Source organism: Streptomyces violens, assembly GCF_000717745.1.
In the GTDB taxonomy this organism is placed as follows: Bacteria; Actinomycetota; Actinomycetes; order Streptomycetales; family Streptomycetaceae; genus Streptomyces; species Streptomyces violens.
In genome coordinates this window covers 42,226-67,416 of sequence record NZ_JOBH01000024.1, presented here as the reverse complement: position 1 = coordinate 67,416, position 25,191 = coordinate 42,226, and the positions used below count along the sequence as shown (strand labels likewise).

Here is a 25,191-nt window from a genome sequence, read left to right as displayed (position 1 = left end):
CCATGGCACGAGCTGCCATGAACCCCACCGGGCAGACCACCCGGACCCCCGCGCCGGCCGTGCACGCGCTCGCGGACGCGGCCCCCACCCCCTTCTGGCTCGACGACCCCGACCGCCCCGCCGCGCTGCCCGCCCTCGTCGGCGACGAACGCTGCGACCTGCTCGTCGTCGGCGGCGGCTACAGCGGCCTGTGGACCGCGCTGCTCGCCAAGGAGCGCGACCCGGAGCGCGACGTCGTCCTCGTCGAGGGCCAGCAGGTCGGCTGGGCCGCCTCCGGCCGCAACGGCGGCTTCTGCGCCGCCTCGCTCACCCACGGCCTCGGCAACGGCCTGGCCCGCTGGCCCGGCGAGCTGAAGAAGCTCGAAGAGCTGGGCGCCCGCAACCTCGACGCCATCGGGAAGGCCGTCGAGCGGTACGGCATCGACTGCGACTTCGAGCGCACCGGCGAGATCGACCTCGCCACCGAGCCGCACCAGATCACCGAGCTCCGCGAGGCCGCCGAGGACGCCGCCCGCCTCGGCCTCACCGGGTACGACTTCCTCGACCAGGACGCCGTGCGCGCCGAGGTCGACTCGCCGGCCTTCCTGGCCGGCCTGTGGAACCGCGGCGGCGTCGCCATGCTCAACCCGGCCCGCCTCGCCTGGGGCCTGAAGCAGGCGTGCCTGGACCAGGGCGTACGGATCTACGAGCACACCCGCGCCACCGACCTGGCCTCCGACGGCACGGGCATGGCGGTCCGCACGCCCTACGGGCGCGTCTTCGCCCGCCACGTGGCGCTCGGCACCAACGCCTTCCCCAACCTGGTCCGCCGGGTCCGCCCGTACATCGTCCCGGTCTACGACCACGCGCTGATGACCGAGCCGCTCACCGAGGAGCAGCTCGCCGCCATCGGCTGGCAGAACCGCCAGGGGCTGTCCGACAGCAACAACCACTTCCACTACTTCCGCCTCACCGCCGACAACCGCATCCTGTGGGGCGGTTACGACATCGTCTACCGCTACGGCGGCGACGTCCGCGCCGAGTACGACCACCACCCCGCCACCTACGAGAAGCTCGCCCGCCACTTCTTCCAGCACTTCCCGCAGCTGGAGGGGGTCCGCTTCAGCCACGCCTGGGGCGGCGCGATCGACACCTGTGCCCGCTTCTCGGCGTTCTTCGGCACCGCGCACGCCGGCCGGGTCGCGTACGCGGCGGGCTACACCGGCCTCGGCGTGGGTGCCACCCGCTTCGGCGCCGACGTCATGCTCGACCTGCTCTCCGGCGCCCGCACGGAGCGTACGGAGCTGGAGATGGTCCGCACGAAGCCGCTGCCGTTCCCGCCGGAGCCGCTGCGCTGGGCCGGCATCGGCCTCACCCAGTGGTCGATGTCCCGCGCCGACGCGCGCGGCGGCCGGCGGAACCTCTGGCTGAAGGCGATGGACAAGGTGGGTCTGGGCTTCGACAGCTGACCCCGGCGCGGGCGGGCCCACGGGGCGCGCCCGCGCACCACTGATGGCCGGGTGTGACCCATGACACCCAAGTTCTTGATCAACCCGTGTAAGGAGGCGGCGCTCAGCCCCTCTCCCTCTCGGAACGCGGCCCCGACGGGCCGGCGAGCGAGTGAGGGAGACAGCTATGGACCCGACGCGGGACAAGCGCGCCGTGGAGTGGCTCGTATCGGTGGCACCGGACCCGGAAGCCTGCCGCTTCGAATGGGAGCGCAACCCTTTCGGGGTGACGCTCCTCCCGGCCGGGCTGGCCTGGGACGTACTGATCGTCCCCGGCGGCCTGGGCCACCCCACCCTGGACGTGCTGACCAGCTGTCTCGACCGGCCCGGGCCGGTCCTCGCCGACTTCGGGGACGGCCGCATGGGCTTCTTCGTCCCGCCGGGCACGACGGCCCGCTGGCTCGGTACCGGTGTGCGCGGGGCCGGCCGGGGCACCTGGATCGTCGTGCCCTACCCGGGCCGGTACGCCGGCGGCACCCGCTGGATCGTCCCCCCGGACGGCGAGGGCACGCTCACCGATCCCGGCATCCTCGAACTCGCCCTGCATGAGGCGGCGGCCCGGGTGGCGGGGGCCGACGACGGGTGACCGCTCCGTACAGGAGTCCGTATACGAGGAGGAGCAGCGCCGCCGACAGTGCCCACGATCCGAGGACGTCCACCGGCCAGTGGTAGCCGCGGACGACCAGGCCGGGACCGTTCGCCAGGGCGAGGACGAGCGCCATGGTGAGCAGCAGGCGGCGGGACAGCGGGGCGGCCGCGTACGGGAGCAGGAGCAGCGCGGCCGCCCCGTACGCGACGGCGGCCGTCGCGGCGTGCCCCGAAGGGTAGAAGCCGGTCGCGCCGGCCAGCGGGCCCGGCGGCGCGGGCCGGGCGAGCAGGGCCTGCAGCGGCCCGACGAGCGCCGGTACCGCGGCCATCGCGACGGCCGCGGCGAGCGGCGGCAGCCACCAGCGCGGGAGCCCGGCGGCCCGGCCGCGCCACCCGGCGTACACCGCGGCGGCCAGCAGCACGGGCAGGGCCACCGCCATATTGCCCAGATCGGCGAGGAGTTCGGCGAGCACGGCCGGGAGGGCACGGTGCAGAAGTACCTGATCCAGCCGGGCGTCCAGCCGCATCAGGGCTCCCTGGACGGCGACCTGCCAGGTGAGGAGCGCGAAGAGCGCGAGCGTCGCGGCCAGTGTGCACGCGAGGCGGGGAAGACCGGGGAGAGGGGCCGGCCGCCCCGGAACAGGGGGGGTGGTTCCGGGACGGCCGTGCTGACCGGTGAACCGCGCGCCCCGGGGGGTCTGGGGCGGGCGGCCATCCGATCGGTGAGGATTCCCGGAGCCGGAGGCTCCGGTGGTGTGCGCGAGGGCACGGCCAGGTCGAAGCCGGGGAAGCACCGACCGGGCATCGCTCGCAGTCCCCTGCGAGCGGGGTGTTTCTCTCATCTGCAGAAACCGTACGGCAGAGCGGCGGCCCTCCGACAGGCGGATCACCCACCCGCCATGGCCCCCGCACATCTTCTTCACGCCGTCCCGCCACTTCGGGCCGGTAGCCCGGATTCCGCGGCCGTCGGCGCCTTCCGTGGCCGCTCCGAAACCCTCCCGCGCCCGGAAAAGCACGGAGCGCCCGTACGAACATACGTACGGGCGCTCCGTGCTTGTTGACCCAGGTGTCTCAGAGCGCGGCGAAGGCCGACTCCAGGATGTCCAGGCCCTCGTTCAGCAGGTCCTCGCCGATGACCAGCGGCGGCAGGAAGCGGATGACGTTGCCGTACGTACCGGTGGTGAGGATCAGCAGGCCCTCCTGGTGGCACGCCTTGGCCAGCGCCGAGGTCGCCTCCGGGTTCGGGTCCTTCGAGCCGGACTGCACCAGCTCGATCGCGATCATCGCGCCGCGGCCGCGGACCTCGCCGATGATGTCGTACTTCTCGGCCATGGTCTGCAGGCGGGCCTTCATGACCTCTTCGATGCGCTTGGCCTTGGCGTTCAGGTCCAGCTCGCGCATGGTCTCGATCGCACCGACGGCGGCGGCGCAGGCGACGGGGTTACCGCCGTAGGTGCCACCCAGACCGCCCGCGTGGGCGGCGTCCATCATCTCGGCGCGACCGGTCACGGCCGCCAGCGGCAGACCACCGGCAATGCCCTTCGCGGTCGTGATCAGATCGGGCACAATGCCCTCGTCCTCACAAGCGAACCACTGCCCGGTCCGGCAGAACCCGGACTGGATCTCATCCGCGACGAAGACGATCCCGTTCTCCTTCGCGAACTTCGAGATCGCGGGCAGGAAGCCCTTCGCCGGCTCGATGAAGCCGCCCTCGCCGAGCACCGGCTCGATGATGATCGCGGCGACGTTCTCGGCGCCGATCTGCTTGGTGATCTGCGAGATGGCCTGGTCGGCGGCCTCCTGCGCGCAGTTCTCCGGGCCGGTCAGCCAGCGGTACGGGTAGGCCAGCGGCACCCGGTAGACCTCGGGCGCGAACGGCCCGAAGCCGTGCTTGTACGGCATGTTCTTGGCGGTCAGCGCCATGGTCAGGTTGGTCCGACCGTGGTAGCCGTGATCGAACACGACCACGGCCTGGCGCTTGGTGTACGCACGAGCGATCTTGACCGCGTTCTCCACGGCCTCCGCGCCGGAGTTGAACAGCGCCGACTTCTTCTCGTGGTCGCCCGGGGTCAGCTCGGCGAGCTGCTCGCAGACCTCGATGTACGGCTCGTACGGCGTGACCATGGCGCAGGTGTGGGTGAAGTCCGCGAGCTGCGCGGTCGCGCGGCGCACGACGGCCTCGGCGCTGCTGCCCACCGAGGTCACCGCGATCCCGGAACCGAAGTCGATCAGCGAATTGCCGTCCACGTCCTCCAGCACACCGCCGCCGGCGCGCTTGATGAAGACGGGCAGGACCGCGCCGACACCGGCCGCCACGGTGGCCTGCTTGCGCTCCCACAGCTCCTGGGACTTGGGGCCGGGGATCGCGGTGACGACGCGGCGCTCCTGGGGGAGGGCGGGGCCTCCGGTCAGTTCGGACATGGGAGTCTCCTGGAGGGAACGAGGACGCGGACGCACAGAGGCGGCGTACTACGTGACGTACTAAGGGGTTGCGTTCGCAGGCTAGGGGCGGCGGGGCGGAAGCGGCATGCACCGTTCGGGAGAAGTACGGGCCCCGCCTTGTCCGGACCGGACATAGCGATGCCCGCATCGGACATCGCGCGGGCCGGGTATGGGGACGGCACATGGCCAGTAGATTGATCCGCGGCACACCGCTCGCCACACCGCCACCGCTGACCAGGGGGACCAGGGACACCGGATGAACACCGAGGGCACGCACGACGCACGCAACACCCACTCGGCCGGAATCCCGCATCCGGCGGCACCGCCCGGCGCGGGCGGGGCGCCGGCAGGTGGGCCGCCCGGAACGGCGCCGATACCGCCGATGCCCGCCACGCCGCCCGGCACACCGGAATCCCCCTTCATGGCCTGGCTCCGCGCCCCACGCGTCCTGGCGGGCCCGGGCATCTGGTCCTTCGAACACCGGCCGCGGCCGAAGGAGGAGCCGCACGAGATCGCGGTGCCGCAGCTGATCGCCGGGGCCGTCATCTCGTTCCTGTGCGCGTGGCTGCTGTGGTCGCTGCTGATGAACGGCTATCTCGGGCCCTACTGGAAGTGGCCCCTGGAAGCGATGCTGCCCGACGCCTGGAAGACGGGTAATACGGGCGTCATCTCCTCGTTCGTCTACATGGCGATCATCCTCGGCGCGATCGTCGTCCTCTTCGGACGGGTGGGCCGGTGGCCGACGCTCTTCCGGCGCCTGCTCGCCCCCGTGGGCCGGCGGGTGTGGAAGCGGCTGCCGGGGTGGCTGGCCCCCAAGGACCCGGGGGCCATTCCCGGCGGCGCGCTGATCCTGCGCGCCGTGGTGACGCTGGTCGTCGTCTGGCTGCTCTGGGAGTGGTGCACCGACGAGTCGCGCGATTCGTCGCTCCTCATGCTCCAGCTGGAGAACCTGACTCCCGTCTCGGGCGACGCGGCGTCGTACTTCTACTACTCCGCGAGCTACTCCGTCATCGATCTCGTGGTCCTGCTGGCCGTGTTCAGCCCCTTCGGGTGCTGGGTCGAGGCATGGCGCCGCTACGGCCCGGGGGACCGGCGCCGGACCGACGACGCGGACGCGTCCGCCGCCCCCGTGCTCCAGGTCGACCACGCCGAATGGGCCGAGCTGCGTGCCGCAGGGGCAGGGGCTGCCGCGGAGCGGCTGGCTCATGAGGCGCGGGCCGGGCTGATGAACGATGTCGATCATGCGCGGATCACCCGGGCCTGGGAGTCCGTACGGGTGCAGGCCGGCCGCTTCCCCGCGTTCGTCGACAACGTCCAGCAGTACGGCTCCGGCGCCTGCGGTCACCCCTCCGGCGCCCGCGATCTGCCGGTGCGGACCGCCCGGCACGACCTGCTCACCGGGCAGGTACGCATCGGCACCGCCTCCGAGGACATCCGCAACCCCTACGAGCGGCGAGGCGTCGGCTGCGCACTCGACCCGGCCGTGCTCGGGACCTCGCTGCTGGCGGTCGGGCCGCCCGGCGCGGGCAAGACGAACCACCTGGTGCGCCCCGTCCTGGAGGCGATGTGCCTGCAGGCGCTCGCCGGCCGGGCCGCGGTGGTCTCGGTCGGGGCGGCCGGAGCCGGGCCGGCGGGGGACGACGCGTTCGACGCCGTCGTCCGCGTCGGACACCGCGAATCCCCCTGCGACCTCGACCTCTACGGCGGCACCACCGACCCCGACGAAGCCGCTGCCGTGTTGGCGGAGGCGTTGGTGGGGGATGTGGCGGCCGGGGTGCCGGGTGGGGAGAGCCGGCGGGCGGGGACGGTGCTGGGGCAGTTGCTGGGGCCGTTCCGGACGGCGTACGGGCGGTTCCCCGGGGTGGCGGAGCTGCGGGAGCTGCTGGACGGGGCGCCGGAGGCGATGGCCGCGCTGCGGAGCGCGCTGGAGGCGGCGGGGGAGCAGGGCGCGTTGCGCGAGCTGGACGCGCGGGAGCGCCAGGCGCAGCGTGCGGGCGATGTCGGGGCGCTGCTCGCGGACCGGATCGCGCTGCTGGACCGGCCCGCGTTCGCCGGCTTCTTCGACCCGTCGGGGCAGTCGCGGCAGGTGTCGCTGCGGGCGCTGGACCGCCCGCTGCGGGTGCGGATCGATCTTCCCGAGCGCGGCCACGCGGACGCGTCGCGGATTCTCGCGCGGCTGGTGCTGGCGCAGTTCACGGAGTGCGCGGTGGCGCGGTCGGATCGGTCGGTGTTCGCGTGTCTGGTGCTCGACGACGCCTCGCACGTCGTGACGCAGGAGGCGCTGCGGGGGCTGCAGCGGCTGCGGTCGGCGAACGCCGGGGTCGTACTGACCCTGCGGGCGCTGGACGACGTGCCGGAGGCGCTGCGCGGGGCGCTGCTGGGGACGGTCGGCTGCCGGATGGCGTTCGCGGGCGTGACGACGTGGGACGGCGCGCGGTTCGCCGAGGTGTGGGGCAAGGCGTGGGTGGAGACGCGGGACGTCACCGACCGGCAGATCGTCTCCGACGAGCCGTTCACCAAGCTGATGCACTCGATCAGGCGGCTGGTGACGGGGAAGGACGTGACGGCGAAAGCCGTGACGGTACGGACCGTGGAACGGGAGCGGTGGTCGGCATCGGACCTGGCCAATGCCGTACCGGCCGGGCACGCGGTGCTGTCGGTGACGTCCGTGACGGGGGAGTCGGCACCGCCGGTACTGGTGGACCTGCGGGGGTGAGGCTGCGGGGGTGAGGCCCCGAAGCGGCGCCTCGATTCCTCCGCTGAGGCAGAATCGGTGAGGGCCGTTCATACGGGACGGAGAAAACCCCCGCCACACGTCTCACGCGCAACGAAGGTCCCATGCCGCACACCCTCGCCTCCCTCGCCCACCACTCCGCGCTCAAGCTGACCGTGCTCGCGGGCGAGGACCGGCTGGACAGGCCGGTCCGCTGGGCGCACGTGAGCGAGCTGATCGACCCGGTGCCGTACATGGAGGGCGGCGAGCTCCTGCTGATCACCGCGCTCAAGCTGGACGCGGAGGACCCGGAGGTCGCCCGGCGGTACGTACACCGCGTCGCCGGGGCCGGGGTGGTCGGCCTGGGCTTCGCGGTCGGGGTGAACTACGAGGACGTGCCCGAGGCGCTGCTCACCGCGGCCCGCGAGGCGGACTTCCCGCTGCTGGCGGTGCCGCGCCGGACCCCGTTCGTGGCGATCAGCAAGGCCGTCTCGGCGGCCGTCGCCGCCGACCAGTACCGGGCGGTGACCGAGGGCTTCGAGGCGCAGCGGGAGCTGACACGGGCGGCGCTGAGCGCCGAGGGCCCGGCCGAGCTGCTCGCCCGGCTCGCCGCGCACCTCAAGGGCTGGGCCGCGCTGTACGACGCCTCCGGCGCGGTCGTCGCCGCGGCCCCCGACTGGGCGGCCCGTCGCGCGGCCCGCCTCACCGACGACATCGCGAAGCTGCGGGAGCGGCCGGCCCCCGCCAGCTCGGTGGTCGCGGACACCGAGGGCGACGACCGGGTGGAGCTGCAGTCGCTGGGGACGGGGCGCCGGGCGCGCGGCGTCCTCGCGGTCGGCACGGGCGCCCCGCTGGGCACGGCGGAGCGGTACGCCGTGCACTCCGCCGTCGCCCTGCTGACCCTGACCACCGAGCGGTCCCGCGCGCTGCAGGACGCCGAGCAGCGGCTCGGCGCCGCGGTGCTGCGGATGCTGCTGGCCGGCGAGCCGGACCACGCGCGCGCGGTGGCCGGACGGCTGTACGGCGGGCTGCTGGACGCGCCGTTCCGGGTGCTGGTGGCCGAGCCGGTGAGCGGCGCCGAGGAGCGCTCCGCCGACGACGCGCGGGGCACGCTGGACGCACTGGCCGACGCGATGGAGTCGGCGGCGGCGCGCGGCGGCGAGGCGGTCCTCGCGGTCCCGGACGGCACCCGGCTGACCGTGCTCGCGGCGGACGGCGGCGCCGCCATCGAGGCGTGCGCCGGCCACGCCGCCGCCCTGGAGGCCCGCTCCGGTACCGCCGCGGGCACCCGCAAGGCCGCGGCCGGCACCGACGCGGTCCGCCGCACTCCGGGCCTGGCCGTGGGCCTCTCCGCGCCGTCCGGCCCGGCCGCGGCGGCGACCGCGCACCGCCAGGCCGAGCAGGCGCTGTCGGTGGCCAGGCGGCGGGCGCGGGTCCTGGTCGAGCACGAGGACGTGGCGGCCGGCTCCGTGCTGCCGCTGCTCGCCGACGACGCGGTACGCGCGTTCGCCGACGGGATGCTGCGGGCGCTGCACGACCACGACGCGACCGGCCGCGGCGACCTCGTCGCCTCGCTGCGCGCGTGGCTGTCCCGGCACGGCCAGTGGGACGCGGCCGCCGCCGACCTCGGGGTGCACCGGCACACGCTGCGCTACCGGATGCGCCGCGTCGAGGAGATCCTCGGCCGCTCGCTGGACGACCCGGACGTACGGATGGAACTGTGGCTGGCCCTGAAGGCCACCACGCTCTCCCCGGACACCCCGTAACCAGGCCCTGCCCCGCCCTGGCGGGGCCCTTACGGCCCCCGCACACGCCAATCCGGCGGATCGCGTTCCCGTAGTAGTACGTCCCGGACAAACACCGGTCAGGGAGCGCCCCCCTACCGTGGACCCCGTCCGGAAGAGCGACCGAGGTCGGACGCGGCAGGCAGCCGCCGCGCGCACCGACCGGCACGCCACTCACCACGCCACCGAGAAGGGCCGGTATCCACTGTGCCGATCCGTAATGACGCAGCCACCACGGCTTTCTGGCTCGCCGGCCGAGCCGCTACCGGCGCGGAGACCTTCGAGGTCACCTCGCCCTGGGACGGCCGCACCGTCGGCACCGTGAGCGTGCCCACCGAGGAGCAGGTCGAGGAGGCCGTGGCCGCGTCCGTCGCGGTCCAGGCCGAGTTCGCCGCCACCCCCGCGCACGTGCGCGCCGCCGCGCTGGACCACGTCACCAAGCGCCTGGTCGAGCGTACGGAGGAGATCGCCCAGCTGATCTCCGCGGAGAACGGCAAGCCGATCAAGTGGGCGCGCGGCGAGGTCGGCCGCGCCGTGTCGGTCTTCCGGTTCGCCGCCGAGGAGGCCCGCCGCTTCAACGCCGGCGAGGCCATGCGCCTGGACACCGACGGCGGCGGCGCCGGCCGCCTCGCGCTGATCCGCCGGGTCCCGAAGGGCACCGTGCTCGGCATCGCGCCGTTCAACTTCCCGCTCAACCTGAGCGCCCACAAGGTCGCCCCGGCCATCGCGGCCGGCGTCCCGATCATCCTCAAGCCCGCCCCGGCCACCCCGCTCTCCGGCCTGATCCTCGGCGAGCTGCTCGCCGAGACCGACCTGCCGGCCGGCTCCTGGAGCATCCTCCCGGTGCCGAACGACCGGATGCCCGCGCTGGTCCAGGACGAGCGGCTGCCGGTGATCTCCTTCACCGGTTCCGAGACCGTCGGTTACGCGATCATGGACTCGGTGCCCCGCAAGCACTGCACCCTGGAGCTCGGCGGCAACGGCGCGGCCGTGATCCTCGCCGACTACGCCTCCGAAGCGGACCTGGACTGGGCGGCGCAGCGCATCGCCACCTTCTCCAACTACCAGGGCGGCCAGTCCTGCATCTCCGTGCAGCGCGTGATCGCCGACGCGTCCGTGTACGACCGGTTGCTGCCGAAGATCGTCGAGCGCGTCGAGGCGCAGGTCACCGGCGACCCGAACGACCCCGCGACCGAGGTCGGCCCGCTGGTCAGCGAGGACGCCGCCAAGCGCGTGGAGTCCTGGGTCGACGAGGCCGTGCAGGCCGGCGCCCAGCTGCTCGCCGGCGGCAAGCGCGAGGGTGCCACGTACGCGCCGACCGTGCTGGCCGACCTCCCCGAGGGCACCACCCTCGCGTGCGAGGAGGTCTTCGGACCGGTCCTGTCGGTGCAGAAGGTGGACGGCGAGGCCGCGGCCTTCGCCGCCGTCAACAGCTCCAAGTACGGCCTCCAGGCAGGCGTGTTCACCCACGACCTGCAGACCGCCTTCCGCGCCCACAAGGTGCTGGAGGTGGGCGGCGTGATCATCGGCGACGTGCCGTCGTACCGCGCCGACCAGATGCCGTACGGCGGCGCCAAGCAGTCCGGTGTGGGCCGCGAGGGCGTCCGCTACGCGATGGACGACTACACCTACGAGCGAGTGATGGTGATGACCGGGCTGGAACTCTGACGCTTCCGGCCAAGGGCCGGAGAACTGGACAGCAGGGGCCGGGGCGCATATTCGGGTGCGCCCCGGCCCTCCGGTTTTCCGGGGCCGGGAGGCCGCCGGTACAGCCGCAGGCCGCCGTAAACATGGGAATCATTTTCAGGTAAGCTGGCGGCCGTACCGAACCCTGTCGACATGGAGGTCCCCATGGCCGTCCCGAAGCGGAAGATGTCCCGCTCCAACACCCGCCACCGCCGCTCCAACTGGAAGGCCGTGCAGCCCGACCTGGTGCCGATCACCATCGACGGCAGCACGTACACCGTGCCGCGCCGTCTCGTGAAGGCGTACCAGCGCGGGCTGATCGACCCGCCGCGGGACTGACGGCGGGGACCGGACGCCGGGTCCGGGGTCACAGCCCTGCGTCCGTGTGCGCGAAGGCTGGTGCAAGTCGTGCGGATCGGGTACAGACTCACAAGTAGCACTGACCGGTAGCCAACCCGGGCAGGCGAACTGACCGGTAGCCAACCCGGCGGACCGGTACGGATGACCCGACTCCGCGGTGAGGTGACCCTCCTCATGACCGCTCCATCCACCCGCAACGTCTCCGAACGCGAAGCCCGGCAGGTCGCCGAGGCGGCCCGTGAACAGGACTGGCGCAAGCCCAGCTTCGCCAAGGAGCTGTTCCTGGGGCGTTTTCGGCTCGACCTCATACACCCGCATCCCACCCCTGCCGCGGACGCGGTCCAGCGTGGTGAGGAATTCCTCGCCAAGCTCCGCGACTTCTGCGAGACGAAGATCGACGGTGCGCGCATCGAGCGCGAGGCGCAGATCCCCGACGAGACCATCGCCGGTCTCAAGGAGATCGGCGCGCTCGGCATGAAGATCGACACCAAGTACGGCGGCCTGGGCCTCACCCAGGTGTACTACAACAAGGCCCTGTCGCTGGTCGGCTCCGTCAGCCCGGCGGTCGGCGCCCTGCTCTCCGCGCACCAGTCGATCGGCGTACCGCAGCCGCTGAAACTGTTCGGCACACAGGAGCAGCGGGACCAGTTCCTGCCGCGCTGTGCCCGTACGGACATCACCGCGTTCCTGCTCACCGAACCGGACGTAGGTTCGGACCCGGCCCGGCTGGCCACCATGGCCGTACCGGACGGGGACGACTACGTACTCGACGGCGTCAAGCTGTGGACGACCAACGGCGTCGTCGCCGACCTGCTCGTCGTGATGGCCCGCGTACCGAAGTCCGAAGGGCACAAGGGCGGCATCACCGCCTTCGTCGTCGAGGCGGGCTCGGACGGCATCACGGTGGAGAACCGCAACGCCTTCATGGGGCTGCGCGGCATAGAGAACGGCGTCACCCGGTTCCACCAGGTGCGGGTGCCGGCCGCGAACCGCATCGGACCCGAGGGTGCGGGCCTGAAGATCGCGCTGACCACGCTGAACACCGGACGGCTGTCGCTGCCCGCCATGTGCGTCGGCGTCGGCAAGTGGTGCCTGAAGATCGCCCGCGAGTGGTCCGCCGCGCGCGAGCAGTGGGGCAAGCCGGTCGCCCAGCACGAAGCGGTCGGCGGCAAGATCTCCTTCATCGCCGCCACCACCTTCGCGCTGGAAGCCGTCGTCGACCTCTCCTCGCAGATGGCCGACGAGGACCGCAACGACATCCGCATCGAAGCGGCCCTCGCCAAGCTGTACGGCTCGGAAATGGGCTGGCTGATGGCGGACGAGCTGGTCCAGATCCGCGGCGGCCGCGGCTTCGAGACCGCGGAGTCGCTCGCCGCACGCGGGGAGCGGGCCGTCCCCGCCGAACAGGTACTGCGCGACATGCGCATCAACCGGATCTTCGAAGGCTCCACGGAGATCATGCACCTGCTCATCGCCCGCGAGGCGGTGGACGCCCATCTCTCCGTCGCCGGTGACCTCATCGACCCCGACAAGTCCCTCAGCGACAAGGGGAAGGCCGCGGCGCGGGCGGGCGGCTTCTACGCCCGCTGGCTGCCCAAGCTGGTCGCCGGGCCCGGCCAGGTACCCGGCGCGTACGCGGAGTTCGGCGAGCTCGCGACGCACCTGCGGTACGTCGAACGCAGCTCACGCAAGCTCGCGCGCGCCACGTTCTACGCGATGTCGCGCTGGCAGGGCCGGATGGAGACCAAGCAGGGCTTCCTCGGACGGATCGTGGACATCGGCGCGGAGCTCTTCGCGATGAGCGCCGCGTGCGTACGGGCCGAGCACCTGCTGGCCACCGGCGAACACGGCCGCGAGGCACACCAGCTCGCCGAGGTGTTCTGCCGGCAGGCCAGGGTCCGCGTCGAAGAACTGTTCGCACGGCTCTGGACCAACACCGACGACCTCGACCGCAAGGTCGTAGCCGGGGTCCTGACCGGCACGTACACCTGGCTGGAGGAAGGCATCATCGACCCCAGCGGCGACGGCCCGTGGATCGCCGACGCGACGCCCGGGCCCGCACGGAGGGAGAACGTCCACCGGCGGATCCACAACTGAGGAACGTGCACCGACGGCTCCGGTGACGGGCGGAGCCACCGGTGACGGACGGGGGACGGGCCGGTACCCGCGGTTGCGGGGACCGGCCCGTACTTGGGCGCGCCCGCGGCCGATGCGCCGCCCGGCGCGCCCAGCCGACCGGATATCCCGCGAGCTGGTGTCCGTACTCCGGACGTGACCGGCCACAATGGTGCCCATGACGGAATCCCTCGCCCATCCGCACCTGCGTTTCGACCCGCCGGCCACCGCACCCGGCGAGCCACGCGACATCGTGATCCTCGGCTCGACCGGCTCCATCGGCACCCAGGCGATCGATCTCGTCCTGCGCAACCCGGACCGCTTCCGCGTCACCGGCCTGTCCGCCGCCGGCGGCCGGGTCGCGCTCCTCGCCGAGCAGGCGCGGCAGCTGCGCGTCGGCACGGTCGCGGTGGCCCGCGAGGACGTGGTGCCCGCGCTGCGCGAGGCACTGTCGGCGCAGTACGGACCGGGCGAGCCGCTGCCGGAGATCCTGGCCGGCCCCGACGCCGCCACCCAGCTCGCCGGCAGCAAGTGCCACACCGTACTGAACGGCATCACCGGCTCCATCGGCCTCGCGCCCACCCTCGCCGCCCTGAAGAGCGGCGCCTCCCTCGCGCTCGCCAACAAGGAGTCGCTGATCGTCGGCGGCCCGCTGGTCAAGGCCCTCGCGAAGCCCGGCCAGATCGTCCCCGTCGACTCCGAACACTCCGCGCTCTTCCAGGGCCTGGCGGGCGGCCGCCGCGACGAGGTGCGCAAGCTCGTCGTCACCGCCTCCGGCGGCCCCTTCCGCGGCCGCAGCAAGGCCGAGCTCGCCGCCGTCACCCCCGAGCAGGCGCTCGCACACCCCACCTGGGCGATGGGCCCGGTCATCACGATCAACTCCGCGACCCTGGTCAACAAGGGCCTGGAGGTCATCGAGGCACACCTGCTGTACGACGTGCCCTTCGAGCGCATCGAGGTCGTCGTCCACCCGCAGTCCTACATCCACTCCATGGTGGAGTTCACCGACGGCTCCACCCTCGCCCAGGCCAGCCCGCCCGACATGCGCATGCCCATCGCGCTGGGGATCGGCTGGCCCGACCGGGTACCGGACGCCGCGCCCGGCATCGACTGGACCAAGGCCCACACCTGGGAGTTCTTCCCCCTGGACCAGGACGCCTTCCCCTCCGTACCGCTCGCCTGCCACGTCGGCGCGCTCGGCGGCACCGCCCCCGCCGTCTTCAACGCCGCCAACGAGGAGTGCGTGGACGCATTCTTGAAGGGCGGGCTGCCGTTCACAGGAATTGTCGATACGGTCGCCGAAGTCGTCGCCGAGCACGGCACGCCCGCGCCGGGAACGTCTTTGACCCTCTCGGACGTACTGGAAGCGGAGACCTGGGCGCGCGCCCGCGCCCGCGAACTGGCCGCCCGTGCGGCACGTACACCATCGGAGGCCCGCGCATGACGACCTGGATGACCGTTCTGGGCATCATCGTCTTCGTCGTCGGCCTGCTCTTCTCGATCGCCTGGCACGAGCTCGGGCACCTCTCGACCGCGAAGATGTTCGGCATCCGCGTGCCGCAGTACATGGTCGGGTTCGGACCGACGCTCTTCTCCCGCAAGAAGGGCGACACCGAGTACGGCATCAAGGCCATCCCGGCCGGCGGCTACATCCGCATGATCGGGATGTTCCCGCCCGGCGACGACGGCAAGCTCTCGGCCCGCTCCACCTCGCCCTGGCGCGGCATGATCGAGGACGCCCGCTCGGCCGCCTTCGAGGAACTGCAGCCCGGGGACGAGAAGCGGCTGTTCTACACCCGTAAGCCCTGGAAGCGCGTCATCGTGATGTTCGCCGGGCCGTTCATGAACCTGATCCTCGCGGTCGTGATCTTCATGAGCGTCCTGATGGGCTTCGGCATCAACACCCAGACCACCCAGGTCGGCTCGGTCTCGGACTGCGTCATCGCCGCCTCCGCCAAGACCGACAAGTGCCCGTCCGACGCCAAGGACTCCCCGGCCAAGGCGGCGGGGCTGCGCGCCGGCGACAAGATCGTCGCCTTCGACGGGCGGCCGATGGCCGACTGGAACGCCCTCCAGCAGGCCATCCGCGACACCACGGGGCCCGCGACGATCACCGTGGAACGGGACGGCGCGCGGAAGGTCCTGCACGCCGACCTGATCAAGAACAAGGTCGCCCGGACCGACGGCCACGGCGGCTACGTCGCCGACCAGTACGTCACCGCCGGCTTCCTCGGCTTCACCCCCGCCAGCGGCATCGTCCGGCAGGACTTCGGCCAGTCCGTCGACCGCATGGGCAACATGGTCACGCAGGGCGTCGACTCGCTGATCGCACTGCCCGGCAAGGTCCCCGACCTGTGGAACGCCGCATTCAACGGCGGCGAGCGCAAGCAGGACTCTCCGATGGGCGTGGTCGGCGCCGCCCGCGTCGGCGGCGAGGTCTTCGCCCTGGACATCCCGCCCTCGCAGCGGGTGGCGACCATGCTCTTCCTGGTCGCGGGGTTCAACCTCTCGCTCTTCCTGTTCAACATGCTGCCGCTGCTGCCGCTGGACGGCGGGCACATCGCGGGCGCCCTGTGGGAGTCGCTGCGCCGCGCCTTCGCCAAGGTCTTCCGGCGCCCCGACCCCGGCCCCTTCGACGTGGCGAAGCTCATGCCCGTCGCCTACGTCGTCGCCGGCATCTTCATCTGCTTCACGCTGCTGGTACTGGTCGCCGACGTGGTCAACCCGGTACGGCTGACCGGTTAGCCGACCGGTTCCGGATTGCCGGACACCCGTACGGAGGCGTACGGGTGTCCGGCAACCGTCCTTTCGGGCGGTGTAGACCGGCGCGATGTGCCTCCGGCAACCCCTGTGACGTAACCTCGGCCCCGGAGCCCGCCGATCTCGGGTCCTGAATCACACCTTGGGGTTGCTCGTCAGATGACTGCCATTGCGCTGGGAATGCCGGACGTACCGACCAAGCTCGCCGACCGCCGCGTCAGCCGCAAGATCCACGTCGGGCCGGTGGCCGTGGGCGGGGACGCGCCCGTCTCCGTACAGTCGATGACGACGACGCGTACGGCCGACATCGGGGCGACGCTGCAGCAGATCGCGGAGCTGACGGCGTCCGGCTGCCAGATCGTCCGCGTGGCCTGCCCGACGCAGGACGACGCGGACGCGCTGCCGGTGATCGCGAAGAAGTCGCAGATCCCGGTGATCGCGGACATTCACTTCCAGCCGAAGTATGTGTTCGCGGCGATCGACGCGGGCTGTGCGGCGGTCCGCGTGAACCCCGGCAACATCAAGCAGTTCGACGACAAGGTCAAGGAGATCGCCAAGGCGGCCAACGACGCCGGCACTCCGATCCGCATCGGCGTGAACGCGGGCTCGCTGGACCGCCGTCTGCTGCAGAAGTACGGCAAGGCCACGCCCGAGGCGCTGGTGGAGTCGGCCCTGTGGGAGGCGTCGCTCTTCGAGGAGCACGGCTTCCGCGACATCAAGATCTCGGTGAAGCACAACGACCCGGTCGTGATGGTCAACGCCTACCGGCAGCTGGCCGCGCAGTGCGACTACCCGCTGCACCTGGGCGTGACCGAGGCGGGCCCGGCCTTCCAGGGCACGATCAAGTCGGCCGTGGCCTTCGGTGCGCTGCTGAGCGAGGGCATCGGCGACACGATTCGCGTCTCGCTGTCGGCGCCGCCGGCGGAGGAGATCAAGGTCGGTATCTCCATCCTGGAGTCGCTGAACCTGCGGCAGCGCCGGCTGGAGATCGTCTCGTGTCCGTCGTGCGGGCGGGCGCAGGTGGATGTGTACAAGCTGGCCGAGGAGGTCACCGCGGGGCTGGACGGCATGGAGGTGCCGCTTCGGGTCGCGGTGATGGGCTGTGTCGTCAATGGGCCGGGTGAGGCGCGTGAGGCCGATCTCGGCGTCGCCTCCGGTAACGGTAAGGGGCAGATCTTCGTGAAGGGTGAGGTCATCAAGACCGTGCCGGAGTCGAAGATCGTGGAGACCCTCATCGAGGAAGCCATGAAGATCGCTGAGCAGATGGAGAAGGACGGGGTGGGGGCGGGGGAGCCTTCGGTGGCGGTTGCGGGCTGAGCTCCGCGTTCGTTACGTGGCAGGGCCCCTCCCTCTCCCCACCACCCGGTGCGAGGCCCCTCCCCCACCTCCACCGCACTACCCCCGAAGCTAGCCCCCACCCCCGCCCCTCCGCGCCCCCTGTGGACAACCGCGGATCGTGCGACGTGCCCCCTGTGGACAACCGCGCCACATGCGACGACGCGCCCCCTGCCCCCTCTCCGAGCCGGGCGGGGGGCGCATCGCGTGAACGCGAGGTATCGTGCCTGGACCTGCTCTCTTACGGCCCCGGCCCCGTCACGGTGAGGCAATCCGACACGTGCTGACGACCACCACCAAGGTCCTCGAGCCGGGGGAGCTCGATGACGCCCTCGCGGTCCTCGACCGCGACCCGGTCGCCAACGCCTTCGTCGCCGCCCGGGTACAGGTCGCCGGGCTCGACCCCTGGCGGCTCGGCGGCGAGATGTGGGGCTGGTACGAGAACGGCCGGCTCGAATCCCTCTGCTACGCGGGAGCCAACCTCGTCCCCGTCTGCGCCACCCCCGAAGCCGTCCGCGCCTTCGCCGAGCGCGCCCGCCGCCAGGGCCGCCGCTGCTCCTCCATCGTCGGCCCCGCGGCCCCCACCGCCGAGCTGTGGTCGCTGCTGGAGCCCGCCTGGGGCCCCGCCCGCGAGGTCCGCGCGCACCAGCCGCTGATGGTCACCACGCGGCCCGCAGCGGACGTCACCCCCGACCCGTACGTCCGGCGCATCCGCAAGGACGAGATGGACCTGATCATGCCCGCGTGCGTGGCCATGTTCACCGAGGAGGTCGGCATCTCGCCGCTGGCCGGCGACGGCGGGCTGCTCTACCAGGCCCGGGTCGCCGAGCTGGTCGGCGCGGGCCGCTCGTTCGCCCGGGTGGAGAACGGCCGGGTCGTCTTCAAGGCCGAGATCGGCGCCGCCACCCTGCGCGCCTGCCAGATCCAGGGCGTCTGGGTCGCGCCCGAGTACCGCGGCAAGGGCCTGTCCGAGACCGGCATGGCGGCCGTACTGCGCTACGCCCTCGCCGACGTCGCGCCCATCGTGAGCCTGTACGTGAACGACTTCAACACCGCGGCGCGCGCCGCCTACCGCCGGGTCGGTTTCGAAGAGGTCGGCGCGTTCATGAGCGTGCTGTTCTGACCGGGAGCCGCCGGTCAACGGCGCCGTAACGTTCCGGCCGTCGGCCGGCTCCCGGCCGCACTGTCCGGACCGATCGTGTTCACCGCCCGCGCTGTGTACGCTCCCGACCATGGATGACGTCGTGGTCGGCCCGCTCGACCTCGCTGCCCGCGTGGACGAAGCGCTGGCCGTACAGGCGCTCGCCTTCGGCCTGACCGACGACGAGATCGGCGTACGGCGCCACATCGTGCTGCGCCATCTCACCACCCCCGGGGCCCGCGCCCTGGGCGCCACCACGCCCGAGGGGCGGCTGGCCGGCTTCGTGTACGGCCTGCCCAACGACCGCTCCCACTGGTGGTCCAGCGTCGTCGAGCCGTACCTGCGCAGCGTGGGCCTGGACTTCTGGCTCGACGACTCCTTCGTCATCACCGAGCTGCACGTCCACCCCGCGTACCAGAAGCGCGGCATCGGGCGGGCGCTGATCACCCGCATCACCGACGAGGCGCCGTACCCGCGCAGCATCCTCTCGGCCATCGACACCGAGAGCCCGGCCCGCGCGCTGTACCGCTCGCTCGGCTACCAGGACCTCGCGCGCCGCGTGCTGTTCCCCAGCGCGCCGGCCCCGTACGCGGTCATGGGCGCGCCGCTTCCGCTGGCGCGCTGACGGGGTCCGGGGCGCCGGGGGACCGGTATCCATTTCCGTGCGCGATGCCCGGCCCGATAACCTCGCTCCAGAACCCTTTCTTACGCAGGAGAATCACCATGGCCCAGGTCCAGCGCATGTCCCGATTGATGATCAAGACGCTGCGCGACGACCCGGCCGACGCCGAGACCGCCAGCCACAAGCTGCTCGTCCGCGCCGGGTACGTCCGCCGCACCTCCGCCGGCATCTGGACCTGGCTGCCGCTGGGCAAGAAGGTGCTGGAGAACGTCTCGCGCGTGGTGCGCGAGGAGATGGACGCCATCGGCGCCCAGGAGGTCCTGCTCCCCGCGCTGCTCCCCAAGGAGCCGTACGAGGCGAGCAACCGCTGGGAGGAGTACGGCGACCTGCTCTTCCGCCTGCAGGACCGCAAGGGCGCCGACTACCTCCTCGGCCCCACCCACGAGGAGATCTTCACCCTCACGGTCAAGGACCAGTGCACGTCCTACAAGGACCTGCCGGTCATGCTGTACCAGATCCAGACGAAGTACCGGGACGAGGCGCGGCCCCGCTCCGGCGTGCTGCGCGGCCGCGAGTTCCAGATGAAGGACTCGTACAGCTTCGACACCACCGACGAGGGCCTGGCCGAGTCGTACGCGCTGCACCGCGCGGCGTACCAGAAGATCTTCCAGCGCCTCGGCCTGGACTACCGCATCGTCTCGGCCGTCTCCGGTGCGATGGGCGGCTCCGCGTCCGAGGAGTTCCTCGCCCCCGCGGCGGCCGGTGAGGACACCTTCGTCGACTGCCCGCAGTGCGACTACGCGGCGAACACCGAGGCCGTGACCGTGAAGGTCGCGCCGGTGGACGCGGCGGGCGTCGGGGAGATCGAGGAGCTGGACACTCCTGACACCCCGACCATCGAGTCGCTGGCCGAGTACCTGGGCGTGCCGGCCTCCGCGACGCTCAAGAACCTGCTCGTGAAGGTCGACGGCGAGATCGTGGCCGTCGGCGTCCCGGGGGACCGCGAGGTCGACCTGGGCAAGCTGGGCGAGGCTCTCGCCCCGGCCGTCGTCGAGGTCGTCACCGCCGAGGACTTCGTCGGCCGCGAGGACCTGGTGCGCGGCTACATCGGCCCGCAGGGCCTGGCCGGCAAGGCGTTCAAGTACATCGCCGACCCGCGGGTGGCGCCCGGTACCTCCTGGATCACCGGCGCCAACAAGGACGGCAAGCACGCGCGGAACGTCGTCGCGGGCCGCGACTTCGAGGTGGACGACTACCTCGACGTGGTCGTCGTCGAGCCGGGCGACCCCTGCCCCAAGTGCGGTGCCGGGCTGGTCATCGACCGGGCCATCGAAATCGGCCACATCTTCCAGCTGGGCCGCAAGTACGCCGACGCGTTCGAGCTGGACGTGCTCGGCCAGAACGGCAAGCCGGTGCGGGTCACGATGGGCTCGTACGGCATCGGCGTCTCCCGCGCGGTGGCGGCGCTCGCCGAGCAGACCCACGACGAGTCCGGCCTGTGCTGGCCCCGCGAGGTCGCCCCGGCGGACGTGCACGTCGTCGCGGCGGGCAAGGCCAAGCAGACGGAGCTGGCGCTGGAGGTCGGCGAGAAGCTGGGCGCGGCGGGGCTGCGCGTGCTGGTCGACGACCGGGCCGGGGTCTCCCCGGGCGTGAAGTTCACGGACGCGGAGCTGCTCGGCGTCCCGACGATCGTCGTCGCCGGCCGCCGTGCCGCGGAGGGCGTCGTCGAGGTCAAGGACCGGCGGACGGGTGAGCGCGAGGAGGTCACGGTCGAAGAGGCCGTGGCGCGGCTGAGCGCGTAGCGCGACTTTCCGAGGGGGCGGGCCCGCGCTGTGAGGTGCGGGATCGCCCCCTCGGCTCTACAGCCAGGTCCCGAACTCCAGCAGCAGCTCTCCGCGGGCCCGGTCGCCCGCCGTCACGGCTCGGAGGCCCCCCTCCACCGCGCCGATCAGGACCCACCCGCGCAAGCGGTCCCGGTCGACGTCGACGGAGTCGGCCAGCTTGGCGACCCGGCGCCGCGCCGCGGCCGCGGCCCCCGTGCCGGCCGCCAGGTCCTCCATGCGGTCCAGGACCAGCCCGACCAGGTCGTAAGCGCGTTCGCCGACGACCGGCCGGGGCCCGACCGCGAGCCACGGCGTGCGGTGGCCGGCCAGTACCTTGCCCTGGCGGAACGCGCCGTGCAGGAGTACTTCTTCGGGGGCGTCGGCGGGCAGCGCGCGGCGCAGTTCTGTGGCCTCGTCGATCAGCGGGGCGGCCGACGGGGCCGCCGCGGCCCCGGCCCGCAGCGCCGCCACGTCGGCCTCCGTGCGGGCGGCCAGCGTCTCGAAGGGGTGCTGCTCCGGGGGAGAGACCCAGAGGCGGCGGACCGTTCCCGCCGCCTCCAGCAGCGCCTTCGCCTCGGGGAGCGAGCGCAGTGACACCGCGCCGCGGAGGCGCTCCAGGAGGAGCGCGCCGCTGTCCAGGTCGGCGCGCAGCAGCCGTACCGCGCCCCAGCCGTCCCAGCGCGTCAGCGCCGCCGCCTCGGCCTCCGCGCCAGGCTGCCCGGGGAGCGGGAACTTCAGCGCGGCCGGCGTGCCGTCCGCCTGGGTGACCAGGACGAGGAGGCTGGCGCGGCCGCCAGGCTCGTGCACCCGTTCCAGGGTGAGTTCCCAGGCCGCCAGCTGCTCCGCCACGCGGTCCGGCAGTGTGTCCAGCCAGGCGCGCGCGGGGCTCGCGGGGTCGTCGCCGATCGCGCGCACCAATCGTCTCGGCGGTTCGATGGGTGCCGTTGCCATGCTGGAGCTGTCCCTTTCGTCGGCGGTGCCGGGGTGGCCGGCGGGGCCTGCGGCCTTCCGGGCGGTGGCCGCCGCGCGCTCAGAGCGCGTCGGCGGATCCGGTCGCGGTGGGCGACGGGCCGCCGGCCGTGGTCCGTTCGGCGAGCCCAGGGAAGGCTACGCCGCTGCCCCGCCAGCGCACCGCACGCACCGCTGCCTCCCGGAGCGATCCGGCCGCCGTGCGCCGCCGGGCACCCGAGGAGGCGCGTACGAGGTCGGCGTACGCCCCGGCCACCCGGTCCTCCAGTTCGGCCGCGAGCCGCACGGCGGCGGCCGCGTCGGGCACGGGAAAGGGCAGTGCGTACGCCGCGGCCGCCGCCTTCGGTTTGCCGCCGAGCGCGCGCACCCGGCGGCTCAGCTCGTCCCGGCGCGCACGATGGGCGTCGTAGCCCTCCTGCGCTTCCTTGCGCCGTCCGTCGGCGACGCGCGCGCCCACCACGCCGTAGCCGTAGAGCGCGGCGTGCTCGGCGGCCAGCGCGTTCTGCAGGGCCGTCAGTTCGGCCGCCCGGTCCGTGTTCTCCTGCTTCTCCGCCGGCATCAGGTGTTCTTCCCGTCCGTGTTGTCCGTCCCGCCGTCCTTGCCGTGCGAGTCGAGTACGTGGGCGTGCGCGGCGCCGGCCGCGGCGACCGAGGCGAGCAGCCGGGCGACCTCCGGCGGGGCGCCGACGAGGGCCGCGGTGCGCCGGTCGGCCACCTCCCGTTCGGCGTCGGCCAGCGCGGCGAGTGCCTGCAGTGCGCTGCCCGGCACCTTCGGGGCGCGCGGCTGCTTCGCCGGCGTACGGGACGGCGACGCGGTCGCGGAGGGCGTGCCGGACGGGGTGCCGGTGGCCTCCGGCGCGTCGAACGCCGCGATGTGCGCGGCGACTTGGTCCCGAAGGGGGCGCACCCGCTTCTCAAGTGCCGGGTGGGCGGTCAGTGTCGCGTCGTACCGGGCCAGCAGCGCGCCGCTGTCCTGTGAGCCCTTTTCGAGCAGGGACCGTCCGGCCGCGCTGTCCATGTCGTCGGACGCGGCGGACTGCTCGGAGCAGCCCGTGAGCAGTGCCGCGCTGCCGAGCGCGGCGCCTGCCAGCAGGGTCCTTCTCCTCAGGTGCGTACTCGGGTGCGTACTCGGCTGCGGCACGGTCCTCTTCCCGGGGTCTGCGGGTGGTGATCTGGTGATCACCGCAGGCGAGCGTAACCGCGGCCGCGCACGGAATCGTCAGTACCCCGCCGGAACAGATAGGCTTTGGCCAGACACGCGACCATCCCACAACAGCACACGCGGCCGAGGAGTCACCCGGATGAGCACCACCCAGAGCGAGAGGCTGCGCGGACTGCTTGAACCGCTGGTCGCCGCGCGAGACCTGGATCTGGAAGAGATCGAGGTGACCCCCGCAGGCAAGCGGCGTGTGCTGAGGATCGTGGTCGACTCCGACGACGGCGTCCAGCTGGACGAGTGCGCCGCACTCAGCCGCGAGATCTCGCAGGCCCTGGACGACGCGGATGCCATGGGTGACGTCGCGTACACCCTGGAAGTCACCTCTCCCGGTGCCGACCGCCCGCTCACCGAGCCGCGGCACTACCGCCGCGCCACCGGCCGCCTGATCAAGGCCCAGCTGACCGACGAGGCGGGGGCCGGGGAGCTGGTCGCCCGGATCATCGCCGTCGACGACGAGGGCCTGGACCTCGAAGTGCCGGGCGTGAAGGGGCGCAAGCCCACCGCCCGCCGGGTCGCCTTCAGCGAGATCGCCAAGGCGCGCGTGGAGATCGAGTTCAACCGCAAGACCGCTCCGGCTCCCGCCGCGGGCGACACCAACGACGAGAGCCAGGAGGAGGCGTAGCCGTGGACATCGACATGAGCGCCCTGCGGGGTTTGGTGCGGGAGAAGGAAATCTCCTTCGACCTGCTGGTGGAGGCCATCGAGTCGGCCCTCCTCATCGCGTACCACCGCACCGAGGGCAGCCGCCGGCACGCGCGCGTGCAGCTGGACCGCAACACGGGCCATGTGACCGTGTGGGCGAAGGAGGACCCGGCCGACCTCGAGGAGGGCCAGGAGGCCCGCGAGTTCGACGACACACCGTCGGGTTTCGGCCGGATCGCGGCGACCACCGCCAAGCAGGTCATCCTGCAGCGGCTGCGGGACGCCGAGGAGGACGTGACCTTCGGCGAGTACGCCGGGCGCGAGGGCGACGTCGTCACCGGCGTGGTCCAGCAGGGCAAGGACCCCAAGAACGTCCTGGTCGACATCGGCAAGCTGGAGGCCATCCTGCCGGTGCAGGAGCAGGTCCCCGGCGAGGACTACAAGCACGGCACGCGGCTGCGCTCGTACGTCGTCCGGGTCGTCAAGGGCGTCCGCGGCCCGTCGGTCACCCTCTCGCGCACCCACCCGAACCTGGTGAAGAAGCTCTTCGCGCTGGAGGTCCCGGAGATCGCGGACGGCTCGGTGGAGATCTCCGCCATCGCCCGTGAGGCCGGTCACCGTACGAAGATCGCGGTGCGTTCGACCCGCTCGGGGCTGAACGCCAAGGGCGCCTGCATCGGTCCGATGGGCGGCCGCGTCCGCAACGTCATGGCCGAGCTGAACGGCGAGAAGATCGACATCGTCGACTGGTCGGACGACCCGGCCGACCTGGTCGCGCACGCGCTGTCACCGGCCCGTGTCTCCAAGGTCGAGATCGTGGACCTGGCCGCGCGCTCCGCGCGGGTCACCGTCCCCGATTACCAGCTGTCACTGGCCATCGGCAAGGAAGGGCAGAACGCCCGGCTCGCCGCCCGGCTCACCGGCTGGCGCATCGACATCCGCCCGGACACCGAGGCTCCGGACCCGCGGGACTGACGTCCCGGACGCCGGCGGCCGGGTGCCGCCGGCGTCACTTCCCGGCCACGGCCGGTGTCGGCCACCGTCGATTGTCAGCCACGAAGGAATATGAGCAGCCGTTCGGTCCTTACCCCATAGGGGTGAGGCCGCTACGGGGAGGTAGACTTAAGCAGTGTCTGGCCGGACGCATGCCCGCGCATGCCCTGAGCGATCCTGTGTGGGATGCCGGGAGCGAGCGGCCAAGGGCGATTTGCTGCGCATCGTGGTGATCGATGGTGAGTGCACCCCCGATCCTCGCGGTACGCTGCCCGGCCGGGGTGCTTACGTGCACCCCACACTGGTCTGTTTCGACCTGGCGGTCCGCCGCCGGGCGTTCCCCAGGGCCTTCAGAGGACCGGGACCGCTCGACACCACGGCCTTGCGCCAGTACGTCGAGCAGGCAACACCGTAAGACAGCACGTCGCACGGAAAACCGTGCGGTCAGGTACCTCGCGAGTCGGAAGTAGGTCGAGATTGCGATGAGCACTCGATGAGTACGCGATGAGTACG

The 25,191-nt window shown here is 72.3% G+C and carries 21 protein-coding genes; 16 read left to right on the top strand and 5 right to left on the bottom strand.

The window, feature by feature from the left end:
- Positions 1 to 2 precede the first annotated feature (2 nt).
- Together IF04_RS0132970 and IF04_RS0132965 are read left to right on the top strand one after the other, a co-directional pair.
- On the top strand, positions 3 to 1,448 hold the full coding sequence (locus IF04_RS0132970; RefSeq protein ID WP_051831785.1) for an NAD(P)/FAD-dependent oxidoreductase: 1,446 nt from the start codon (positions 3 to 5) through the stop codon (positions 1,446 to 1,448).
- Positions 1,449 to 1,614: 166 nt separating this feature from the next.
- Entirely contained in the window at positions 1,615 to 2,073 is a 459-nt protein-coding gene (locus tag IF04_RS0132965; protein ID WP_030266466.1) for a hypothetical protein, read from the top strand.
- Here the strand turns inward: IF04_RS0132965 and IF04_RS36235 are convergent.
- Together IF04_RS36235 and gabT are read right to left on the bottom strand one after the other, a co-directional pair.
- Positions 2,000 to 2,602 (bottom strand): phosphatase PAP2 family protein, encoded by a 603-nt coding sequence (locus IF04_RS36235; protein WP_063829568.1) that lies wholly within the window; start codon positions 2,600 to 2,602, stop codon positions 2,000 to 2,002. The two genes, IF04_RS0132965 and IF04_RS36235, sit on opposite strands and share 74 nt — an antisense overlap.
- A gap of 544 nt (positions 2,603 to 3,146) precedes the next feature.
- Positions 3,147 to 4,496, bottom strand: coding sequence for a 4-aminobutyrate--2-oxoglutarate transaminase (gabT, locus tag IF04_RS0132955; protein WP_030266459.1), 1,350 nt, complete (start codon positions 4,494 to 4,496; stop codon positions 3,147 to 3,149).
- Between the two features lie 277 nt (positions 4,497 to 4,773).
- Here gabT and IF04_RS0132950 point away from each other — a divergent pair, with 277 nt between their 5' ends.
- The 11 genes from IF04_RS0132950 to IF04_RS0132900 all read left to right on the top strand — a co-directional run bounded on the left by IF04_RS0132950 (position 4,774) and on the right by IF04_RS0132900 (position 20,835).
- Positions 4,774 to 7,233: a type IV secretory system conjugative DNA transfer family protein gene (locus tag IF04_RS0132950; RefSeq protein WP_030266455.1), complete on the top strand. Its 2,460-nt coding sequence runs from the start codon at positions 4,774 to 4,776 to the stop codon at positions 7,231 to 7,233.
- A 122-nt stretch (positions 7,234 to 7,355) separates the two neighbouring features.
- Positions 7,356 to 8,996 (top strand): PucR family transcriptional regulator, encoded by a 1,641-nt coding sequence (locus IF04_RS0132945; RefSeq protein WP_030266453.1) that lies wholly within the window; start codon positions 7,356 to 7,358, stop codon positions 8,994 to 8,996.
- Between the two features lie 225 nt (positions 8,997 to 9,221).
- On the top strand, positions 9,222 to 10,682 hold the full coding sequence (locus IF04_RS0132940) for an aldehyde dehydrogenase family protein (RefSeq protein WP_030266450.1): 1,461 nt from the start codon (positions 9,222 to 9,224) through the stop codon (positions 10,680 to 10,682).
- A gap of 183 nt (positions 10,683 to 10,865) precedes the next feature.
- Entirely contained in the window at positions 10,866 to 11,039 is a 174-nt protein-coding gene (gene rpmF, locus IF04_RS0132935; protein ID WP_030266447.1) for a 50S ribosomal protein L32, read from the top strand.
- A 195-nt stretch (positions 11,040 to 11,234) separates the two neighbouring features.
- Positions 11,235 to 13,157: an acyl-CoA dehydrogenase family protein gene (locus IF04_RS0132930; protein WP_030266444.1), complete on the top strand. Its 1,923-nt coding sequence runs from the start codon at positions 11,235 to 11,237 to the stop codon at positions 13,155 to 13,157.
- Between the two features lie 196 nt (positions 13,158 to 13,353).
- Positions 13,354 to 14,619, top strand: a complete 1,266-nt coding sequence (gene dxr, locus IF04_RS0132925) for a 1-deoxy-D-xylulose-5-phosphate reductoisomerase (RefSeq protein WP_030266441.1) — start codon at positions 13,354 to 13,356, stop codon at positions 14,617 to 14,619.
- Positions 14,616 to 15,920 carry a M50 family metallopeptidase gene (locus IF04_RS0132920; RefSeq protein ID WP_030266438.1) on the top strand — a complete coding sequence of 435 codons (1,305 nt, stop codon included), beginning with the start codon at positions 14,616 to 14,618 and terminating at the stop codon, positions 15,918 to 15,920. Before dxr ends, IF04_RS0132920 begins: the two co-directional genes overlap by 4 nt.
- A 174-nt stretch (positions 15,921 to 16,094) precedes the next feature.
- Positions 16,095 to 17,252 (top strand): flavodoxin-dependent (E)-4-hydroxy-3-methylbut-2-enyl-diphosphate synthase, encoded by a 1,158-nt coding sequence (gene ispG / locus IF04_RS0132915; RefSeq protein ID WP_051831784.1) that lies wholly within the window; start codon positions 16,095 to 16,097, stop codon positions 17,250 to 17,252.
- Positions 17,253 to 17,550: 298 nt separating this feature from the next.
- Positions 17,551 to 18,393, top strand: a complete 843-nt coding sequence (locus IF04_RS0132910; protein WP_030266432.1) for a GNAT family N-acetyltransferase — start codon at positions 17,551 to 17,553, stop codon at positions 18,391 to 18,393.
- A 109-nt stretch (positions 18,394 to 18,502) separates the two neighbouring features.
- Positions 18,503 to 19,036: a GNAT family N-acetyltransferase gene (locus IF04_RS0132905; RefSeq protein WP_030266430.1), complete on the top strand. Its 534-nt coding sequence runs from the start codon at positions 18,503 to 18,505 to the stop codon at positions 19,034 to 19,036.
- Between the two features lie 98 nt (positions 19,037 to 19,134).
- Entirely contained in the window at positions 19,135 to 20,835 is a 1,701-nt protein-coding gene (locus IF04_RS0132900; RefSeq protein WP_030266428.1) for a proline--tRNA ligase, read from the top strand.
- Positions 20,836 to 20,892: 57 nt separating this feature from the next.
- Here IF04_RS0132900 and IF04_RS0132895 read toward each other — a convergent pair whose 3' ends face one another.
- The 3 genes from IF04_RS0132895 to IF04_RS0132885 all read right to left on the bottom strand — a co-directional run bounded on the left by IF04_RS0132895 (position 20,893) and on the right by IF04_RS0132885 (position 22,965).
- On the bottom strand, positions 20,893 to 21,807 hold the full coding sequence (locus IF04_RS0132895) for an aminoglycoside phosphotransferase family protein (RefSeq protein ID WP_030266426.1): 915 nt from the start codon (positions 21,805 to 21,807) through the stop codon (positions 20,893 to 20,895).
- Positions 21,808 to 21,886: 79 nt separating this feature from the next.
- Positions 21,887 to 22,384, bottom strand: a complete 498-nt coding sequence (locus IF04_RS0132890) for a ferritin-like domain-containing protein (RefSeq protein WP_030266423.1) — start codon at positions 22,382 to 22,384, stop codon at positions 21,887 to 21,889.
- Positions 22,384 to 22,965 carry a hypothetical protein gene (locus IF04_RS0132885; RefSeq protein WP_051831783.1) on the bottom strand — a complete coding sequence of 194 codons (582 nt, stop codon included), beginning with the start codon at positions 22,963 to 22,965 and terminating at the stop codon, positions 22,384 to 22,386. Before IF04_RS0132885 ends, IF04_RS0132890 begins: the two co-directional genes overlap by 1 nt.
- 160 nt (positions 22,966 to 23,125) lie before the next feature.
- Here IF04_RS0132885 and rimP point away from each other — a divergent pair, with 160 nt between their 5' ends.
- The 3 genes from rimP to IF04_RS37930 all read left to right on the top strand — a co-directional run bounded on the left by rimP (position 23,126) and on the right by IF04_RS37930 (position 25,093).
- Positions 23,126 to 23,665, top strand: coding sequence for a ribosome maturation factor RimP (gene rimP, locus IF04_RS0132880; protein WP_030266417.1), 540 nt, complete (start codon positions 23,126 to 23,128; stop codon positions 23,663 to 23,665).
- A 2-nt stretch (positions 23,666 to 23,667) separates the two neighbouring features.
- Complete coding sequence (gene nusA, locus IF04_RS0132875) at positions 23,668 to 24,660, top strand: transcription termination factor NusA (protein WP_030266413.1); 993 nt, start codon at positions 23,668 to 23,670, stop codon at positions 24,658 to 24,660.
- 154 nt (positions 24,661 to 24,814) lie between these two features.
- Positions 24,815 to 25,093, top strand: a complete 279-nt coding sequence (locus tag IF04_RS37930; protein WP_078601110.1) for a YlxR family protein — start codon at positions 24,815 to 24,817, stop codon at positions 25,091 to 25,093.
- Positions 25,094 to 25,191 lie beyond the last annotated feature (98 nt).

What these genes read in the sequence shown, in the direction of transcription:
- rpmF (WP_030266447.1), top strand. Translation starts at nt 10,866, where the DNA reads ATGGCCGTCCCGAAGCGGAAGATGTCCCGCTCCAACACCCGCCACCGC.
- gabT (WP_030266459.1), bottom strand. Translation starts at nt 4,496, where the DNA reads ATGTCCGAACTGACCGGAGGCCCCGCCCTCCCCCAGGAGCGCCGCGTC.
- IF04_RS0132970 (WP_051831785.1), top strand. Translation starts at nt 3, where the DNA reads ATGGCACGAGCTGCCATGAACCCCACCGGGCAGACCACCCGGACCCCC.
- IF04_RS0132965 (WP_030266466.1), top strand. Translation starts at nt 1,615, where the DNA reads ATGGACCCGACGCGGGACAAGCGCGCCGTGGAGTGGCTCGTATCGGTG.
- IF04_RS0132905 (WP_030266430.1), top strand. Translation starts at nt 18,503, where the DNA reads ATGGATGACGTCGTGGTCGGCCCGCTCGACCTCGCTGCCCGCGTGGAC.
- IF04_RS0132945 (WP_030266453.1), top strand. Translation starts at nt 7,356, where the DNA reads ATGCCGCACACCCTCGCCTCCCTCGCCCACCACTCCGCGCTCAAGCTG.
- IF04_RS0132920 (WP_030266438.1), top strand. Translation starts at nt 14,616, where the DNA reads ATGACGACCTGGATGACCGTTCTGGGCATCATCGTCTTCGTCGTCGGC.
- IF04_RS0132950 (WP_030266455.1), top strand. Translation starts at nt 4,774, where the DNA reads ATGAACACCGAGGGCACGCACGACGCACGCAACACCCACTCGGCCGGA.
- IF04_RS36235 (WP_063829568.1), bottom strand. Translation starts at nt 2,602, where the DNA reads ATGCGGCTGGACGCCCGGCTGGATCAGGTACTTCTGCACCGTGCCCTC.
- ispG (WP_051831784.1), top strand. Translation starts at nt 16,095, where the DNA reads ATGACTGCCATTGCGCTGGGAATGCCGGACGTACCGACCAAGCTCGCC.
- rimP (WP_030266417.1), top strand. Translation starts at nt 23,126, where the DNA reads ATGAGCACCACCCAGAGCGAGAGGCTGCGCGGACTGCTTGAACCGCTG.
- IF04_RS0132895 (WP_030266426.1), bottom strand. Translation starts at nt 21,807, where the DNA reads ATGGCAACGGCACCCATCGAACCGCCGAGACGATTGGTGCGCGCGATC.
- IF04_RS0132900 (WP_030266428.1), top strand. Translation starts at nt 19,135, where the DNA reads ATGGCCCAGGTCCAGCGCATGTCCCGATTGATGATCAAGACGCTGCGC.
- dxr (WP_030266441.1), top strand. Translation starts at nt 13,354, where the DNA reads ATGACGGAATCCCTCGCCCATCCGCACCTGCGTTTCGACCCGCCGGCC.
- IF04_RS0132890 (WP_030266423.1), bottom strand. Translation starts at nt 22,384, where the DNA reads ATGCCGGCGGAGAAGCAGGAGAACACGGACCGGGCGGCCGAACTGACG.
- IF04_RS0132930 (WP_030266444.1), top strand. Translation starts at nt 11,235, where the DNA reads ATGACCGCTCCATCCACCCGCAACGTCTCCGAACGCGAAGCCCGGCAG.